At 63.4% G+C, this 16,903-nt stretch carries 14 protein-coding genes; 9 read left to right on the top strand and 5 right to left on the bottom strand.

Annotated elements, in window-relative coordinates; translation table 11 throughout:
• Positions 1–120: 120 nt before the first annotated feature.
• The 3 genes from ACMU_RS12625 to ACMU_RS12610 all read right to left on the bottom strand — a co-directional run bounded on the left by ACMU_RS12625 (position 121) and on the right by ACMU_RS12610 (position 4,602).
• A complete protein-coding gene (locus ACMU_RS12625) occupies positions 121–2,052 on the bottom strand; it encodes an AAA family ATPase (RefSeq protein ID WP_035260121.1) in 1,932 nt (643 codons plus the stop codon).
• A 103-nt stretch (positions 2,053–2,155) separates the two neighbouring features.
• On the bottom strand, positions 2,156–3,298 hold the full coding sequence (locus ACMU_RS12620; RefSeq protein ID WP_035260120.1) for a hypothetical protein: 1,143 nt from the start codon (positions 3,296–3,298) through the stop codon (positions 2,156–2,158).
• 227 nt (positions 3,299–3,525) lie between these two features.
• A complete protein-coding gene (locus ACMU_RS12610; protein ID WP_035260116.1) occupies positions 3,526–4,602 on the bottom strand; it encodes a coiled-coil domain-containing protein in 1,077 nt (358 codons plus the stop codon).
• A gap of 131 nt (positions 4,603–4,733) precedes the next feature.
• On the opposite strand from ACMU_RS12610, the gene ACMU_RS12605 reads away from it, so the two are divergent.
• Positions 4,734–6,026, top strand: a complete 1,293-nt coding sequence (locus ACMU_RS12605; protein ID WP_035260114.1) for an acetylornithine deacetylase/succinyl-diaminopimelate desuccinylase family protein — start codon at positions 4,734–4,736, stop codon at positions 6,024–6,026.
• Between the two features lie 159 nt (positions 6,027–6,185).
• On the opposite strand, the gene panC is transcribed toward ACMU_RS12605, so the two are convergent.
• Positions 6,186–7,037, bottom strand: a complete 852-nt coding sequence (gene panC / locus ACMU_RS12600; protein WP_035260113.1) for a pantoate--beta-alanine ligase — start codon at positions 7,035–7,037, stop codon at positions 6,186–6,188.
• The gene (gene panB, locus ACMU_RS12595; RefSeq protein ID WP_035260110.1) at positions 7,034–7,867 is read right to left on the bottom strand and encodes a 3-methyl-2-oxobutanoate hydroxymethyltransferase; all 834 of its coding nucleotides are present in this window, start codon (positions 7,865–7,867) and stop codon (positions 7,034–7,036) included. The genes panC and panB overlap by 4 nt, the downstream gene beginning before the upstream one ends.
• A gap of 179 nt (positions 7,868–8,046) precedes the next feature.
• Between panB and ACMU_RS12590 the strand changes: the two genes are divergently transcribed.
• From ACMU_RS12590 to ACMU_RS12555, 8 genes are all read left to right on the top strand, one after another.
• Positions 8,047–9,516 carry an ABC transporter substrate-binding protein gene (locus ACMU_RS12590; protein ID WP_035260108.1) on the top strand — a complete coding sequence of 490 codons (1,470 nt, stop codon included), beginning with the start codon at positions 8,047–8,049 and terminating at the stop codon, positions 9,514–9,516.
• A 90-nt stretch (positions 9,517–9,606) separates the two neighbouring features.
• Positions 9,607–10,596 carry an aldo/keto reductase gene (locus ACMU_RS12585; RefSeq protein WP_051588319.1) on the top strand — a complete coding sequence of 330 codons (990 nt, stop codon included), beginning with the start codon at positions 9,607–9,609 and terminating at the stop codon, positions 10,594–10,596.
• Positions 10,597–10,641: 45 nt separating this feature from the next.
• Complete coding sequence (locus ACMU_RS12580; protein ID WP_035260105.1) at positions 10,642–11,589, top strand: ABC transporter permease; 948 nt, start codon at positions 10,642–10,644, stop codon at positions 11,587–11,589.
• On the top strand, positions 11,586–12,407 hold the full coding sequence (locus tag ACMU_RS12575; RefSeq protein ID WP_051588318.1) for an ABC transporter permease: 822 nt from the start codon (positions 11,586–11,588) through the stop codon (positions 12,405–12,407). Before ACMU_RS12580 ends, ACMU_RS12575 begins: the two co-directional genes overlap by 4 nt.
• Positions 12,404–14,005, top strand: a complete 1,602-nt coding sequence (locus ACMU_RS12570; protein WP_035260104.1) for an ABC transporter ATP-binding protein — start codon at positions 12,404–12,406, stop codon at positions 14,003–14,005. Before ACMU_RS12575 ends, ACMU_RS12570 begins: the two co-directional genes overlap by 4 nt.
• Complete coding sequence (locus ACMU_RS12565) at positions 13,986–15,428, top strand: aldehyde dehydrogenase family protein (protein ID WP_035260102.1); 1,443 nt, start codon at positions 13,986–13,988, stop codon at positions 15,426–15,428. The genes ACMU_RS12570 and ACMU_RS12565 overlap by 20 nt, the downstream gene beginning before the upstream one ends.
• Positions 15,429–15,437: 9 nt before the next feature.
• Positions 15,438–16,151: an SDR family NAD(P)-dependent oxidoreductase gene (locus ACMU_RS12560; RefSeq protein ID WP_035260099.1), complete on the top strand. Its 714-nt coding sequence runs from the start codon at positions 15,438–15,440 to the stop codon at positions 16,149–16,151.
• Positions 16,152–16,161: 10 nt separating this feature from the next.
• Positions 16,162–16,893, top strand: a complete 732-nt coding sequence (locus ACMU_RS12555; protein WP_035260096.1) for a glucose 1-dehydrogenase — start codon at positions 16,162–16,164, stop codon at positions 16,891–16,893.
• Positions 16,894–16,903 lie beyond the last annotated feature (10 nt).

Genomic DNA, 16,903 nt, shown 5'->3' with positions numbered 1-16,903 from the left:
AATCCATTACACAGGGCATCGCCCGGCCCTGGGTGGGCGTGAAAGCGCCCTCCCGGGGGGAGGGTCGGGCGCTGCCCGGGCCGCAGGCGACCCGAGCGGTGAATGCCACAACCTTGGTCATCACTTGCCCCCCAAATACCGTTTCTTCGCCTCTTCCATCCGGCGCATGTCGCGGACGGCGTTTTCAATTGCCACCTCGTCGGATTTGTCGGCATAGCGGAACTCGCTATCGGCATAGCGGTTGATCTCCTGCACCACCATCTCCACCGTGATCGGCTGCGTCATGTCGCGGATCATCGCCAGCTTGGCGACATAGGGTTTAAAGAGGAACAGCTCGGGGTTTTCCATCCATTCGTCGGGCAGTTCAAAGTCCATCGCGCGCACCTTCACCGCGTCGGTGATGTTGTTGATCGCGCGGCCAGTGAAGCGTTCGTCGGCGGCCTGAATGGCTTTCAGATAGGTGCCCAGCTTGGCGATGGTGTCCAGCGCGCCGATCTCGGCCTCGACCCTGTCCCACACGGCCAGCAGGCCAGCCTCGTGCGGGCGGGCGTGGCCTTCGAAACTGGCGGCGACGGCTTTCTTGATCTGCTGGGCGGCGTACAGTTCGTGGTCGCCCAGCGGGATGTCGTGGTTCTTGCCCATCAAGAGCGCCAGAATGTCGATGTAATCCTCGCGCGTTTGTGGGCCGTCGACAAGGAACCGCGCCCCGGCGCGTTGGCGCAGGGCGTCGTCGACATTTTCGGGATAGTTCGAGAACATGCCAAAGGTGCAATTGCCCCGCACCACGGTGTTGGCACCGGCAAAGGCCTCCATGAACACCGCCGTGACCTCTTGCTGACCGGCGCTGGACTGTTTGTCGCCGCGCTTGCCGGCGATCTGGTCGATATCGTCGATGGTGCCAAAGCCGATGACGTTGGGGTCCAGCACATTGGTCACAAAGGATTTGGCGTTCTGGCCGGATTTGCCCTGATAGCTGTCGATCTGGTCGATCGAGAAGTTCTGATAGCGGAACGGGTAGCCGGCATTCTGGGCGTAGTCGTTGATCAGGCCGGCCATCATCTGGATCAGCGTGGTTTTGCCCGTGCCCGGCGCGCCGTCGCCCATGAAGGTGAAGATGAACCCGCCCATCTCGGCAAAAGGGTTCAGTTTGCGGTCAAAATCATAGGCCATCAACATCTTGGCCAGCTTCATCGCCTGGTATTTGGCGATGTGGTTGCCCACCACCTCGTTGGGTTTCTTGAAGCTCATGGTCAGGGTCTGGCCCTTGCCGCGGCGGGCGGGCGTGAAACCGTTGATCGTCAGGTCGTCGGCCTCGATCCGGTAGCTGGCGGCGGCGAACCCTTCCAGCCGCGGGGCCGATCCGGCGCGGATCGCCAGTTTCTCCATCAGCTGTTCGGCATAGGCGGCGATGGTGGCAATGGTGGTGTCGTCGGTGGTGGCAAAGGCGGCGAGGTCCTGGTCCAGCTCCCACAGGCAGCCATGTAAGGCAAGGGGCGCGTTGTCGGTCAGGATCTCTTCGACGCCGCCAATCTCAACGGCGGTTTCGCCCTGATGCGGGGCGATCAGAAAGGCGGTGGCATTGGCGAAACCCGCCATGGTGACCAGCGCCTCGGCGGCCAGCAATTCGGCGAACTCGGCCGCGCGGGTCTGCGGCAATGAGCCGGCCAGGTTGGACTTCTTCAGCTCGGCCAGCCCGGTGGCCTCGGCAAAGGTTTCACCCAGCGCAAGGCCGATGGCCAATGCGCGCCGCAGGGCGTGCAGGGCAGTGGCCTGCAGGGGCGAGGTCAGCGGGTCGTCGCCATCGGCACCTTCGATCCGGTCAACCAGCCGCACACCTTCGGGCCGCGCGGTGGACCGTGTCACCAACCCCGGCGTGGTGGACCTGAAGCGTCGCCGTGTGCCGATGCCTGAAGAGCGTTCGGGGCCCGGGGCCTCTTTGCCTTTGGCAATGCGCGGGGTGTGGTCCACACCGGTCAGCATGTCGGCGGCGGCCCCGTAATGTTTGGAGATCTCACCCTCGGGCAGTTCCATCGCGTCGGTTGGCAGGCTCATGATGATCGGCTCCCTCTTTCCCATCCGCTTATCGGTCCTTGCGGCCCTCTTCGCTGGAACCAGCGAGAAATGCCCGCAAGGGTATGACGAGCGACCCGGCGCATCACCGGTAACTCAGCACCCGGCCACCCGGGCTGACCACAAATTTGCGTACGTCGTGAAACCCTGGCGGGTTCAGTTCGGCCAGCGCCTGAAACGGGCGCTGCGGCAGAATGATGGCGCGTTCCATCCGGGTGGCCCCGGTTTCCGCCCCACGACCCGAAAACGGGTCCAGCGCGAACACCTCGCGTTCTACCTTGCCGAACCAACCCTTGCGTTCTTCGTCGACACGCTCGCTTTCCAATTCTTCGACAGTCCAGGCCAACGCCCAATCCTCACCCGCAGGCGCGCGCGCATCCTCCAGCACCTGGTGCAGCGGCCCGGTTTGCGCCGTAAAGGCCGAGGAATGCATTGGCCCCACATGAATCCGCCGCAGAAACTTGGGATGCAGGTCGTCGAAATCTTCGTCGAACCCTTTGGCAATGGTCAACAGCTTCAGCCCCGCCATCGCCTGCGCCATCAGGTGGCGCTGCACCTCGGGCCAGCGGTATTCGTCCTTGGGCAAACCACGCTTGCCGGTATCCTCGACCTCCATCAGGTAGATCACCGGCAGGTTGACCTGGCTGTCATATACGGCCCAATGCAGCAGGAACCGCCGCCGCGGATTGCGCCGTTCGTCGCCATTATTGCCGCGCCAAATGGCTTGAGGATCGTTCTGCGCCCAGAACAGTGCGCCCTTTTGCAGCTCTTCATAGTAAAGCCGCTGCGACAGCGCGAATTGCAGCCGCGTGGGGATCTGCAGCTGGCCCACGATCTGGCCCACCATCTGCGATTTGTATTCGGCCACGCTGGGCATATTGCGCAAATGCCGCTCGGCCTGTTGCGCGTCATTGGCCATGGTCAACAGCTCGGCCGCCACCGGAAACCCGCTTTCGCGCCGGTCAATGGCTAGGCTGCCAAAAAACTGCCCCGTGTCGCGCCCGGTCATCAGGTATTTGCCCGCCAACGCGTTAAACGTATTGGCCAACAGCCCGACATAGGCCCGCACCACGTCCAACTCTGTGCGCGAGAACCGCCCTTCCTGCCCCATCGCCGCCGCCACGCGGTCCAGATGGGTGGTGATCATCTCGAACTTGCGAAAATACCGCCGGGCGGCAAAGGTTTCGGTCAGACCAGTATGGTCACGGGTAAGGTCGGTATCAGTCATTGTTTCGACCCTTCAATTGACCGAACGCGCGCTTGGTTACCGTGGCTAACCAGCCGAAAACAACCGCCGCGAGTTCGTAGACCAAAACACCGACTAGGCCCACCGCAGCAAACTGCGAGGCCGTGACATCGGGCCAAAATGTCCAATCGTTCTGCCACGCCAGATGAGTCAGGCCAGAAAACAAGAATACCAAAGCAATCAGAAACAGACCTCCGCGACGCAAAGACCTATCCACCATACAGGTTCTTGTCGTGCTTCTCGACAATCGCGGCGAAACGGCGGGCAAAGCGTTCGTCGGATTTCGCCTTTTGCTCCAACACCTTGCGGGCAAAGACCATGTGATCCTCATGCGCTTCCATCATCTCGGCCATCCGCGCGTTGGTGGCCGAGCCAATGGCGGCCATCGCGGCCTGTGCTTCTTTGTCGGTCTGCACGCCGATCTCGTTGATCCGGTGCGCTACGTCCTGCTGCTGCGCGGTTTTCAACGACTTGGTCAGCGCGTCATACAGCACCACCCGCTGCTTGGTGTCTGTCTGCAACTTGTTGATCAGCACCATCTGCGTGGCGGCCTGGTTCTGCAGGCTGTCGACCCAGCTTTTGCCCTTTTCGATATAGCGTTCCAGCGTCTGCGATTTGGCCAGCTTGACCTGCTCGTCCTGCACCAGTTCGTTATATTTCGCGTTCAGCGCGGCCAGTTCGCTTTCCAGCTGCGTGCGGGCAGCGGCGTCCTGTTCGACTGAAATCTTGTTTTCCAGCGTGATGATCTGCGGATCCATCCCCTGAATCTCGGCCCGCACCGATTCCAGCGTCGCCACCGTCGCCTCGCGCTCGTCCAGCGTGCCGGACAGGTTTGTCTCGACGCTTTCCTTTTGCTCGTTCAACACGGCCAACTGCCCTTCGAGCAATTGCACGATGCTGTCCGATTTCGCGATCAGGTCCTGCAACTTGTCGTCAATCGACGCGCTGCGCAGCCGTTCCTGGCGCATCGCCTCGGCCTTGCCGCGTGCGAAGATGCCAATAAAGCTCTCCATGCCGGTTTTGTTGCGCAGCTCGTCAAAGTCTTTGGAGAACCCGGCCGTCACATCGTCCAGCCCCATGATCAGCTCGGCGATATTGGCATTCATCAGCTCGGTATGGGCGTGCACATCGTCCAGCGAGGCGTTTTCGATATCGATGGCAATGTCATCGCCGCTGGCCATTTTCTGGCGCGCGGTTTCGATCCGCCCGGTCAGTTCAGCAATTTTTGCCTGCGCATCGGCCACCTGGGCCTGGCTGTCGCGGATCTGTGCATCGAAATCGGCCATCGAAACTCCTCAACTATTCGTGATCGAGTGAATATATAAGCAATGTTAGCGCGAGTTGCAGGGGCGCGTCACCCGATTTTGGCGCAAATGCGTGATTGGCCTCTGCGCCAACCGTCGCTAACCTGCACCGCATGAGCACCCCGGTTCAAAACGCTTTACGCGACGCCATAGCCGCCCGGCGCGACGATCTTGTGAAACTGACACAGGATCTGATCCGCATCCCTTCGCTTAACCCGCCGGGCGAGAAGTATCTGGACGTGTGCGAATACCTTGCCGCGCGGATGGAACCCAAGGGTTTCAAGGTCGAACTGATCCGCGCCCGGGGCGAGGCCGCCGACAGCGACAAGTACCCGCGCTGGAACTTCATTGCCCGCCACGAAGGCACCCGCCCCGGCGAATGCGTGCATTTCAACAGCCACCACGACGTGGTCGAGGTGGGCCATGGCTGGACCACCGACCCCTTTGGTGGCGAGGTTAAAGACGGCCGCATCTATGGCCGCGGGTCCTGCGATATGAAGGGGGGGCTGGCCACCTCTATCATCGCGGCCGAGGCATTTGTGGACACGTTCCCGGATTATGCCGGCGCGGTAGAGGTCAGCTCGGTCGCCGACGAGGAATCCGGTGGCCATGCGGGCGCGGCCTTTTTGGCCAATAAAGGGTACTTCAACCCCGACCGCGTGCAACACGTGATCATTCCCGAACCGCTGAACAAAGACCGTATCTGTCTGGGCCATCGCGGTGTCTGGTGGGCCGAGATAGAAACCAAGGGCCGCATCGCCCATGGATCGATGCCGTTTCTGGGTGATTGCGCGGTGCGCCATATGGGCGCCGTGCTGGACGAGATGGAGGCGACGCTGTTTCCCCTGCTGGCCAGCAAACGCACCGAGATGCCGGTGGTGCCCGAGGGGGCGCGGCAATCAACGCTGAACATCAATTCGATGCACAGCGGCGAGCCGGCGGTTGACCCCGACCATCACGGGCTGCCCACGCCGCTGGTGCCGGACCGCTGCAAGATCACCATCGACCGGCGGTTCCTGATCGAAGAAGACCTGGCCGAGGTAAAGCGCGAGGTGACGGCGATGCTGGACAGCGTCGCCGCGCGCCGCCCCGGGTTCGACTATGAAATCCGCGACCTCTTTCAGGTCATCCCCACCATGACCGAACGTAACGCGCCGGTGGTGCGCACCGTGGCCAGCGCCATCGAAGAGGTGCTGCAAACGCAGCCGCAATACGTTGTCTCTCCCGGAACCTATGACCACAAGCACGTCACCCAGATCGGCGGTTTGGACAATTGTATCGCGTACGGGCCGGGCATTCTGGATCTCGCGCATCAACCGGATGAGTGGATCGGCATCGACGATATGATGGACAGCGCCGAGGTGATGGCCCTGACCCTGGCCAAACTGTTGCCGCAACCAAATTGAGCGCCTGACGGCGCAAGTCTATTCCTGGTCTGGCGCATCCTTGCAAAGGTCACGTGGGCGGCAATTGCAGATCTCGGCTGCCACCCCCACCCACCCGAGCGCCAAAGCCGCAAGGCGACGCGCGAGATATAGGCTTGCGCCGTAAGGCGCTCAATTGGATTACACCGGATCCACCGCGATGTTGTCGATCAGGCGCACCCCGGCCAGATTGGCAGCCGCCAAAAGGCGCGCTGGTTCGCTCAGACGGGTCATCGGTTCCAGCGTGCCGACGGATCGCAGTTCAATGTATTCGACATCGACGAAACCTTCGGCGATCACCTGTGCACTGGCCTCGGCCAAGACGGTCTGAACGTCCGCACCGTCTTGTATCTGCGCGGCGGCCTGGGTCATCGCCGCATTCAAAGCCGGTGCGACCACACGCGCGCGGTCGGACAACAGCAGGTTGCGCGAGGACATGGCCAGCCCGTCTTCTTCGCGGATCGTCGGGCAGCCGATGACCTCTACCGGGATATCCAGATCGCGCGCCAGGCGTTTGACCAGTTGCAGCTGCTGATAGTCCTTGTTGCCAAAAAACGCCTTGTCCGCCTGGCTTTGCAGGAACAGCTTGGTCACCACGGTTGCAACACCGTCAAAATGTCCGGGGCGTTTTTCGCCCTCCATCATCTCGGTCACGCCGCCCACCGAAACATTGGTGGCGAACCCGTCGGGATAGATCTGGTCGGGACCGGGGACATAGATCGCATCCACCTCGAAGGGCTGCAGTTTCTGTGCATCCTCGTGCTCGGTCCGGGGATAGTTCTCCAGATCGGCGGGGTTGTTGAACTGTTTGGGGTTCACGAAGATCGTGACGATCACCCGGTCGCAGGCCTCTTTCGCGGCCCGCACAAGGCTCAGATGCCCCTGATGCAGCGCGCCCATCGTTGGCACCACGCCAACCACTTCGCCTTTGGCTTTCCAGCCGGCGACCGCTTTGCGCAGGTCCGATTTCAGGCGCAGGATCGGGGCGGTCATGTTGTGCCCTCCGGGGCTTGGTCGCCGAACACGTGCTCGGGGCCGGGGAAGCTGCGCGCGCGCACCTGCTTGGCATAGTCTGCAATCGCCGCGTCCGCGTCGCCCTCAAGCTCGGCAAAGCGTTTCACGAATTTCGGTTTGAACGCCGCAAACAGGCCCAGCATGTCATCCACCACCAGAATTTGCCCGTCGCAGTCTGCGGATGCGCCGATGCCAATGGTCGGGATCGGCAGATCCGCGGTGATCTGATTGGCGAGGCTTTCCGGTACCTTCTCCAACACCACCGCGAACGCGCCCGCCTCGGCCACGGCCCGTGCGTCGGACAAAATGCGCGCCGCGTCGTCGCCGCGCCCCTGCACCTTGTAGCCGCCCAGCGTGTTGATCGCCTGCGGGGTCAGGCCGATATGCGCCATCACCGGGATCGACCGCGCAGCCAGATAGGCAATCGTGTCGGCCATCGCCACGCCGCCCTCCAGCTTGACCGCTGCGCAGCCGGTCTGGCGCATCAACCTTGCGGCATTGCGAAAGGCCTGTTCCGGGCTTTCCTCATAGCTGCCGAACGGCATGTCTACGACCATCAGCGCGCGTGACACCCCGCGGGCTACGGCGGCGCCATGCATCACCATCATCTCCATCGTCACGCCCAGTGTCGAAGGCAACCCGTGCAGCACCATGCCGACGCTGTCACCCACCAGCACCACGTCGCAATGGGCATCAACCAAGCGCGCCATGGGCGTGGTATAGGCCGTCAGGCACACCAACGGGTCGCCGCCTTTGCGAGCCAGGATGTCGGACGGGGTCAGGGTATTGGCCTTGATATTCGCGCTCACTTCGCTCCTCCCAGAGCTTCGAAAAGGTGGCGCGCTGTATAGGATGCAGCCGCAGCATTGGCCAGCCTGCTTGCGCCAACACCGTCGAAAAAACGCGTAACTTTCTTGCTTTACGTCTCGTCACGGCGTTTCATTGCAGCCGACTCGCCCTTTGCGGGCCCTATAGGGAGAATTTGAAGATGCGCTTTTTCAGATTAACCACCGCCGCTTTGGCCCTTTCAGCCAGCGCTGCCTTGGCCGCACAGGACACGATCACGCTTGGCGCCGTGCTTGAACCGCCAAACCTTGACCCAACCGGTGGGGCTGCCGCTGCCATCGACGAGGTTGTGTATTCCAATATTTTCGAGGGCCTCACCCGGTTTGCCGCCGACGGCTCGATCATCCCGGGGTTGGCTACGTCGTGGACCGTGTCAGACGACGGGCTGACCTATACGTTCAACCTGGCAGACGGTGTGACCTTCCATGACGGCACCACGATGGACGGCGATGACGTGAAATTCTCGCTGGATCGCGCGCGGGCCGAGGATTCGACCAACGCGCAAAAGGCGCTGTTTGCCGGTATTGCCGATGTCACCGTGGTGGACCCGCTGACTGTGCAGGTTACACTGTCGGCGCCCGATGGTGCCTTCCCGTTCAAGATGGCCTGGGGTGACGCGGTGATCGTGGCGCCCGAAAGCGTCGACACCGCCGCCAATGCGCCGGTTGGGACCGGGCCGTTCAAGCTGTCGCGCTGGGTTCAAGGCGACCGGATCGAACTGGAACGTAACCCCGATTATTGGGGCCCGGCACCGGCGCTGGCCAGTGCCACCATCAAGTACATCCCCGACCCCAACGCCGCATTGGCCGCAATGCTGGCCGGCGATGTTGACGCGTTTCCGCGGTTTCCGGCGCCTGAAACGCTGGACCAGTTTCGCGCCGATCCCCGGTTCAACGTGAATGTCGGCTCGACCGAGGGTGAAACCATCCTGGCGATCAACAACAAGATGCCGCCGCTGGACAATGTGAAGGTGCGCCAGGCCATTGCCCATGCGATCAACCGCCAGGAAATCATTGACGGCGCGATGTTCGGCAATGGCACACCGATTGGCACCCATTTTGCGCCGCACAATCCCGATTATGTGGACCTGACCGGGATTTCCGGGTTCGATCCCGAAAAGTCCAAGGCCCTGCTGGCCGAGGCCGGCGTGTCCGACCTGACGCTGCGTCTGGCGCTGCCGCCGCCCAATTACGCACGCCGGGGCGGGCAGATCATTGCCTCGCAACTGCGCGATGTCGGGATCGAAACCGAGATAACCAATATGGAATGGGCGCAATGGCTGGAACAGGCGTTCCGGGGCAAGGATTTCGACCTGACCATTGTCAGCCACACCGAACCCGCCGATATCGGCATCTATGCCCGGCCGGATTACTATTTCCAGTACGGCACCGAAGCGTTCATCGCCTTGATGGACAAGTTGACCGTAACAACAGACCCGGCCGCACGATCCGCGATCCTGAAAGAGGCGCAGACGATCATCGCCGAGGATTACGTGAACGGTTACCTGTTCCAACTGCCGCAGGTCAGCGTGGTCAACGCCAAGATCCAAGGCCTGTGGGAAAACGCGCCGACCCAGGCCAATGACCTGACCGGGGTCAGCTGGGCCGACTGACCGCCGCAATATATTTCACGTGACGGGGCGGCCTTGCGGCGGCCCCGTTCGCTTTGTAGCCCTTGGCCGAACCTCTGTGAAAGGTCCCACATGACCCCGTTTCTGTCCCCCGACATTCCGCGCATCGGCCTTGGTTGCTGGGCCATTGGTGGCCCGTTTTTCGAAGGTGACACGCCGCTTGGCTATGGCGCGATTTCCCAGGCCGATGCCCGCGCCACCATCGACGCCGCCTATGACGCGGGTATCCGCATTTTCGACACCGCCGCGATCTATGGCTGTGGCGCGTCCGAGGAACGCCTGGGCGCGGCGCTGAAAGGCCGCGATGATGCGCTGATCGTCACCAAGCTGGGCTTTCACTTCGATGCCGAGGCCAAGCAGGTGCTGGGGGTGGAGGCCTCGCCCGATGGGCTGCGGCGCGCGCTAGAGGCCAGCCTGAAACGCCTGCAGCGCGATCGCGTCGACATGGTGCTGCTGCACCTTAACGCCATGCCGGTGGACGAGGCCGCAATGGTGTTCGACACCTTCGACGCCCTGCGCGACGAAGGCAAGCTGGCCGCTTATGGCTGGTCGACCGATTTCCCCGACAGCGTGTCGGCCATGGCGCCGCGCGACGGGTTCCAGGCCATCCAGCACGCGATGAATGTCTTTGTCGACGTGCCCACCATCACGGCGCGCGGGGCCGAACACGGGCTGGCCGCCTTCATCCGCTCGCCGCTGGCCATGGGTATGCTCAGCGGTAAATACGCCACCGGTCAGGCGCTGGCGGATGACGATATCCGCGCCAACACCTTCGACTGGATCGCCTATTTCAAAGACGGCAAACCATTGCCCGAATTCGTGCAGGCGGTTGATGCCCTGCGCGAGTTGCTGAGCACGGGCGGGCGCAGCCCGGCCCAGGGCGCGCTGTGCTGGCTGCTGGCCAAGGCGCCGCACTTGATCCCGATCCCCGGCGCCCGCAATGCCGAACAGGCGCTGCAAAACGCCGCTGCGCTGCAATTTGGCCCGCTGCCCGCCGACGTGATGGACGAGATTGAAACCGTGTTCAAACGCCCGCCCGAGGGCCCTGCGCGCGAGCGCTAGGTCAAAAGGCTTTGCATCATCCGCCCGCGCGCCTAACGTGACGCCATGCTTCGGTATTTACTGATCCGGTTCGTGTCGCTGTCGCTCAGCCTGCTGGCGGCAAGCCTGGTGGTTTTTGCGGTGATCGAGGTGATCCCCGGCGACCCGGCCGCCTTTATGCTGGGCCTGAACGCGGAACCTGAAACGGTCGCGGCATTGCGCGAGGAACTGGGCCTGACCGGTTCACTACCGGCGCGCTATCTGTCGTGGGCTGGCGGCATGCTGACCGGCGATTTCGGGCAGTCCTATACCTATCGCGTGCCGGTCAGCGATCTTGTGCTGCAACGCATCTGGGTGTCGCTGCCGCTGGCGATCTATGCGCTGGCGTTGTCCACGGCCATCGCCTTTCCGGTGGGTCTGCTGGCCGCTGCGCGGCGCGGGCGGGCCACCGATTACGGCATCATGGGCGCCACGCAACTGGGCATTGCAGTGCCAAATTTCTGGTTCGCGATGCTTTTGGTCTTGCTCTTTGCCGTGAAGTTGAAATGGGTCTCGGCTGGCGGCTTTCCGGGTTGGGAGGCCGGGTTTGGCGCCGGGATCAAGGCGCTGACCCTGCCGGCCATCGCGCTGGCGCTGCCACAAGCGTCGATCCTGGCGCGCGTGATGCGTTCGGCCCTGATCGAGACACTGGGCCAGGACTATATCCGCTCGGCCCGCGCCAAGGGGCTGAGCCGCGCGCAGGCGCTGACGCGTCACGCGTTGCGCAACGCGCTGATCCCGGTGCTGACGATCATCGGGTTGCAGTTTTCCTTCCTTCTGGCCGGGGCGATCATCATTGAAAACGTGTTCTTCCTGCCCGGCCTCGGGCGGCTGATCTTTCAGGCCATCACCCAGCGCGACCTTGTGGTAGTGGAAAGCGTTGTGATGCTCTTGGTCTTTGCGGTGATCCTTGTGACCTTTCTTGTCGACATCGCCTATGCCATCGCCGATCCAAGGCTGCGGAGGCGCGCATGAAGCTGCCCGTGCAACTGACGGTGGGAGCGTTCATCACTGCGTTCTTCACGGGTTTGGCTCTGCTGTCGCTGATCTGGGTGCCTTACGACGTGGCCGACGTGACCATCGCTGACCGGCTGAAACCGTTTTCCGCCGCGCACCCGCTGGGCACCGATCACTTTGGCCGCGACACGTTGTCGATGCTGATGGTTGGTGCGCGCACCTCGATCGCCGTGGCGTTGGTGGCGGTGGGGATCGGCATCGGGCTGGGCGTGCCGCTGGGCCTTGCGGCGGCGGCGGGGCGCGGGGGTTGGCTGGACGAGGTCATCATGCGCGGCAACGACCTGATCTTTGCCTTCCCGTCGCTGGTCATCGCCATCCTGATCACCGCCGTCTTTGGCCCCTCGGCCCTGAACGCCATCATCGCCATCGGCATCTTCAACATCCCTGTTTTCGCCCGCGTGGCGCGCGGCGGGGCGCTGACCGTCTGGACGCAGGATTTCATCCTTGCCGCCCGCGTTTCGGGCAAAGGTCCGGTGCGCATCAGCGCCGAGCATATCCTGCCCAACATCGCCAACCTGCTGATCGTGCAGGGCACCATTCAGTTCAGCCTGGGTATTCTGGCCGAGGCCGGCCTCAGCTATGTCGGCCTTGGCGCGCAGCCCCCCACGCCCAGCTGGGGCCGCATGCTGACCGAGGCGCAGACGATGATCTATACCGCACCGCGTCTGGCGGTGTTGCCGGGGCTGGCGATTGTGCTGATGGTGCTGGGGCTGAACCTGATGGGCGACGGGCTGCGCGATATGCTGGACCCACGGGTGCGGAGGGCGCGCGGATGATCCGGTTCGACGCCCTTTCGCTGTCCATCCACGGCACGCCGATCCTGCGCGACGTGTCGTTCGACATCCCGCCGGGTGGCATCGTGGGGCTTGTGGGGGAAAGCGGCTCGGGCAAGTCGATGTCGGCGCTGGCCGCATTGGGGTTGGCACCAACCGGCGCGCAGGTGACCGGCCGCGTGATGCTGGATGACACCGACCTTTTGCGCCTGCCCGAACGCGCGCTGTGCGACATTCGCGGCAACCGGATCGGCATGATCTTTCAGGAACCGATGACCGCTTTGAACCCTGTTCAGACCATCGGCGATCAGGTTGCCGAGACCCTGTTGGTGCATGGCAAGGCCACCCGGGCCGAGGCCGCCGCACGGGCGCGCGCCATGCTGGAACGCGTCGGCCTGCCCGCCGACCGCTTCCCGCCAACCCGCTATCCGCACGAGCTCAGCGGCGGTCAGCGTCAGCGCGTGTGCATCGCCATGGCTATCGCCCTTCAGCCCGAATTGCTGATCGCGGACGAGCCGACAACCGCGCTGGACGTCACCACCCAGGAACAGATCCTCGACCTGCTCAAATCGCTGGTCGCCGATGACGGGATGAGCTTGCTGTTGATCACCCACGATCTGGCCGTTGTCGCCGGCATGGCCGACCACGTGGCGGTAATGCAGCACGGCGAAATCGTGGAGCAAGGCGAAACGCGAACATTGTTCACGGACATGCAGCACCCCTATACGCGACAGTTGCTGCGCGCCTCTCATTACAGCCCGGCCCGCGTCGCCGCGCCCAAGGCCGAACCGCTGCTGCAGGTCGAAAATGCCGTGCGCGATTACCGCCTGCCCCGCAAAACCCTGTTCGGCGCGCCCGGCCGTTTTCGCGCGATTGACGGGGTCAGCTTTGCCATGCAAACGGGCGAAAGCGTCGGGTTGGTGGGGGAAAGCGGCTGCGGCAAGTCCACGCTGACCCGCGCGATTTTGGGGCTGGAGGCGCTGCAATCGGGGCAGATCCGCCTGTTTGGCGAGTCCATGTCGCCCGACACGCTCGCCGCCATGCGGTCTGGCGTTTCCGTTGTGTTTCAAGACCCTTACAGCAGTTTCAACCCCCGCTGGACCGTCCGGCGGCTGGTGGCCGAGCCGTTCCACCTGATGGCCCAGCCGCCCAAGGACGTGCGCGACCGCATGGCCGAAGCCTTGCAGGATGTCGGCCTGCACGCCGCTGATATGGATAAATACATCCACGAGTTCTCGGGCGGTCAGAGGCAGCGCATCGCCATCGCCCGCGCCCTGATCCTGCGGCCCGACCTGATCGTGCTGGACGAGGCTGTCTCGGCGCTTGATGTCTCGATCCGCGCGCAAATCCTCGACCTGCTGGCCGATCTGCGCGTCAAACGCGGGCTGGCCTACCTGTTCATCAGCCACGATTTGAACGTTGTTCAGTCGATCACAGACCGCGTGTTGGTGATGCAGCATGGCAAGATCGTCGAACAGGGGGAAACGGCGGAAGTCTTCGCAAATCCGCAAAACGAATATACCAAGAACCTGATTGCCGCCGCGCCGCAGATCCCGGCAAGCTGGCGGGTGGGAGGATTTGATGCAGAACCTGTGGTTTGACCCGACCGAGATGTTGATTGGCGGCGTCTGGAAAGCGCCTGCCGGCACCCTGCCGGTGATCGACCCGTCGACAGGCGCCGAGGTCGCGCAGATCGCCGCCGGCACCGCCGCCGATATCGACGCCGCCGTTATCGCCGCGCGGGCCGCTCTGGATGGCGATTGGGGGCGGATGACGGCGCTGGAACGCGGGCGCATTCTGACCCGGCTGGGCCAGATGGTGCTGGAACGTATCGACGACCTCGCCGCGATCGAGGCGGCCGATGTCGGCAAACCCCTGACACAGGCCCGCAACGACGCCATCGCTCTGGCACGCTATTGCGAGTTTTACGGCGGCGCGGCGGACAAGGTGCACGGCCAGACCATCCCCTATCTGGATGGCTACACCGTCTACACCCTGCGCGAACCGCACGGGGTGACGGGCCATATCGTGCCGTGGAACTATCCGATGCAGATCATCGGACGCTCGGTTGGCGCGGCGCTTGCGATGGGCAATGCGGCGGTTCTGAAACCGGCCGAAGAGGCCTGCCTGACGGCGCTGGCTTTCGCCCGACTGGCCGCGGATGCGGGTCTGCCGCCCGGCGCGCTGAACGTTGTACCCGGCCTCGGCGCGCAGGCGGGCGCCGCGCTGACCGCCCATCCCGGCGTGCAGCATGTCAGCTTTACCGGATCGGTCGCCACGGGGCGCCTGGTGCAGGCCGCTGCCGCGCAGAATGTTGTGCCCGTCACGTTGGAGCTGGGCGGGAAATCCCCACAAGTTGTCTTCGCCGATGCCGATCTGGACGCCGCCTTGCCCTTTCTGGTGAACGCGGGCATCCAGAATGCCGGGCAGACCTGCTCGGCCAGTTCGCGCATTCTGGTGGAACGTCCGCTTTACGACGCGCTGGTCGCCGGGATGTCGGCCGCCTATGGGCGGTTGCACGTGGGTCCAGCGGTGGCCGACCTGCAGGTTGGCCCGCTGATCTCGGCCCGCCAGAAGGAAATCGTGACCGGCTTCATTGATGCCGGGCGCGACCTGCCCGTTCTGGCCACGGGTACGCTGGCCGATGACCTGCCAACCGGCGGCCACTACGTTGCGCCGCACCTGCTGGCCTGCGACGATCCCGGCCACAAACTGGCCCAGGACGAGATCTTTGGCCCCGTTCAGGTCATCATCCCCTTCGACACCGAGGATCAGGCGGTGCAGATCGCCAATGGCACCGCCTACGGGCTGGTTGCCGCGATCTGGTCGCGCGACGGCGGGCGGCAGGCGCGCATGGCCAAACGGCTGCATGCTGGCCAGGTGTTCATCAACAATTACGGCGCAGGCGGCGGCGTGGAGCTGCCCTTTGGCGGCACCGGCCTTTCGGGCCATGGCCGCGAAAAGGGGTTCGAGGCGCTTTACGGTTTTTCCAGCCTCAAAACCGTCGCGCAATATCACGGATAAGGACAATCAATGACATATGAGAACAGGTTCGCCGGACGTCGCGCGGTTGTGACAGGCGGTTCGTCGGGTATCGGTCTGGCGATTGCACGGCGGCTTTTGGCCGAGGGGGCCATTGTCACCTCGTGGGACATCGCGCCGCCACCCGAAGGCAGCGGTCTGACTCATGCACAGGTCGACGTGACCGATATGAACGCCGTTCAATCCGCCGCCGACACCGCCCGCGCGGATGTTCTGATCTGCAGCGCCGGCATCACCGGGCCCAACGCCCCCACATGGGACTATCCCGCCGACGCCTGGCAAAAAGTGTTCGATCTGAACGTCAACGGCGTCTACAACTGCGTCCGTGCCGTGGTGCCCGCGATGCGCGACGCCGGGTTTGGACGCATCGTCACCATTGCCTCGGTTGCGGGCAAAGAAGGCAACCCGAACGCCCCGGCTTACTCGGCCTCCAAGGCGGCCGTCATCGGCTTGATGAAAACGCTGGGCAAAGAGCTGGCGCAAACCGGCGTTACGGCAAATGCCGTGGCCCCCGGCGCTGTGGAAACGCCGATTTTCGACCAGATGACGCAGGCCCATATCGATTTCATGAAATCCAAGATCCCCATGGGGCGATTTGGTACAGTGGACGAGATCGCGGCCATGGCCTGCTGGCTGGCCTCCGACGAGGCGTCGTTTACAACCGGCGCCGTGTTCGACCAGTCCGGCGGGCGGGCAACCTATTAAGGGAGAGAAGATGCAGTTAGAGGGCAAACTGGCCATTGTCACCGGTGGCGGCTCGGGATTTGGCGCCGGGATCGCGCGCAAATTCGCCGGTGAAGGCGCGCGGGTCGTTGTGGCAGACATCAACCTGTCGAGCGCGAGAGGTATCGCCGACGAAATCGGCGGCATCGCGGCCGAGGTTGACGTGGCCTCGGACAACAGCGTTGCCGCATTGACCCAAACCGTCGGCGAAACCCCCGATATCCTGGTCAACAACGCCGGCATTACCCATCTGCCCGCCCCGATGGAGGACGTCACCGAAGAAGATTTCGACCGCGTCCTCGCGGTGAACGCCAAATCCGTCTACCTGACCGCGCGCCACTTCGTGCCCGCAATGAAGACGGTGGGCAAAGGCGCGATCCTGAACATCGCGTCCACCGCCGGGGTCTCGCCCCGGCCCAACCTGAACTGGTACAACGCGTCCAAGGGCTGGATGATCACGGCGACCAAGGCGATGGCGGTGGAACTGGCCCCACACGGCGTGCGGGTCAACGCGCTGAACCCGGTGGCGGGCGAAACCCCGCTGCTCAAAAGCTTCATGGGCGAAGACACGCCCGAGATGCGCGCCAAGTTCCTGTCCACCATCCCGCTGGGCCGGTTTTCCACGCCCGAGGATATGGGCAACGCGGCGGCGTTTTTGTGCTCGGACGCGGCTGGCATGATCACCGGCGTGGCGATGGAAGTGGATGGCGGGCGCTGCATTTGACGGAGGTACC

The sequence above is a fragment of the Actibacterium mucosum KCTC 23349 genome, from assembly GCF_000647975.1.
Classification (GTDB): domain Bacteria; phylum Pseudomonadota; class Alphaproteobacteria; order Rhodobacterales; family Rhodobacteraceae; genus Actibacterium; species Actibacterium mucosum.
The sequence above is the reverse complement of the archived record's forward strand: the minus strand, read 5'-3'. Positions and strand labels throughout refer to the sequence as shown.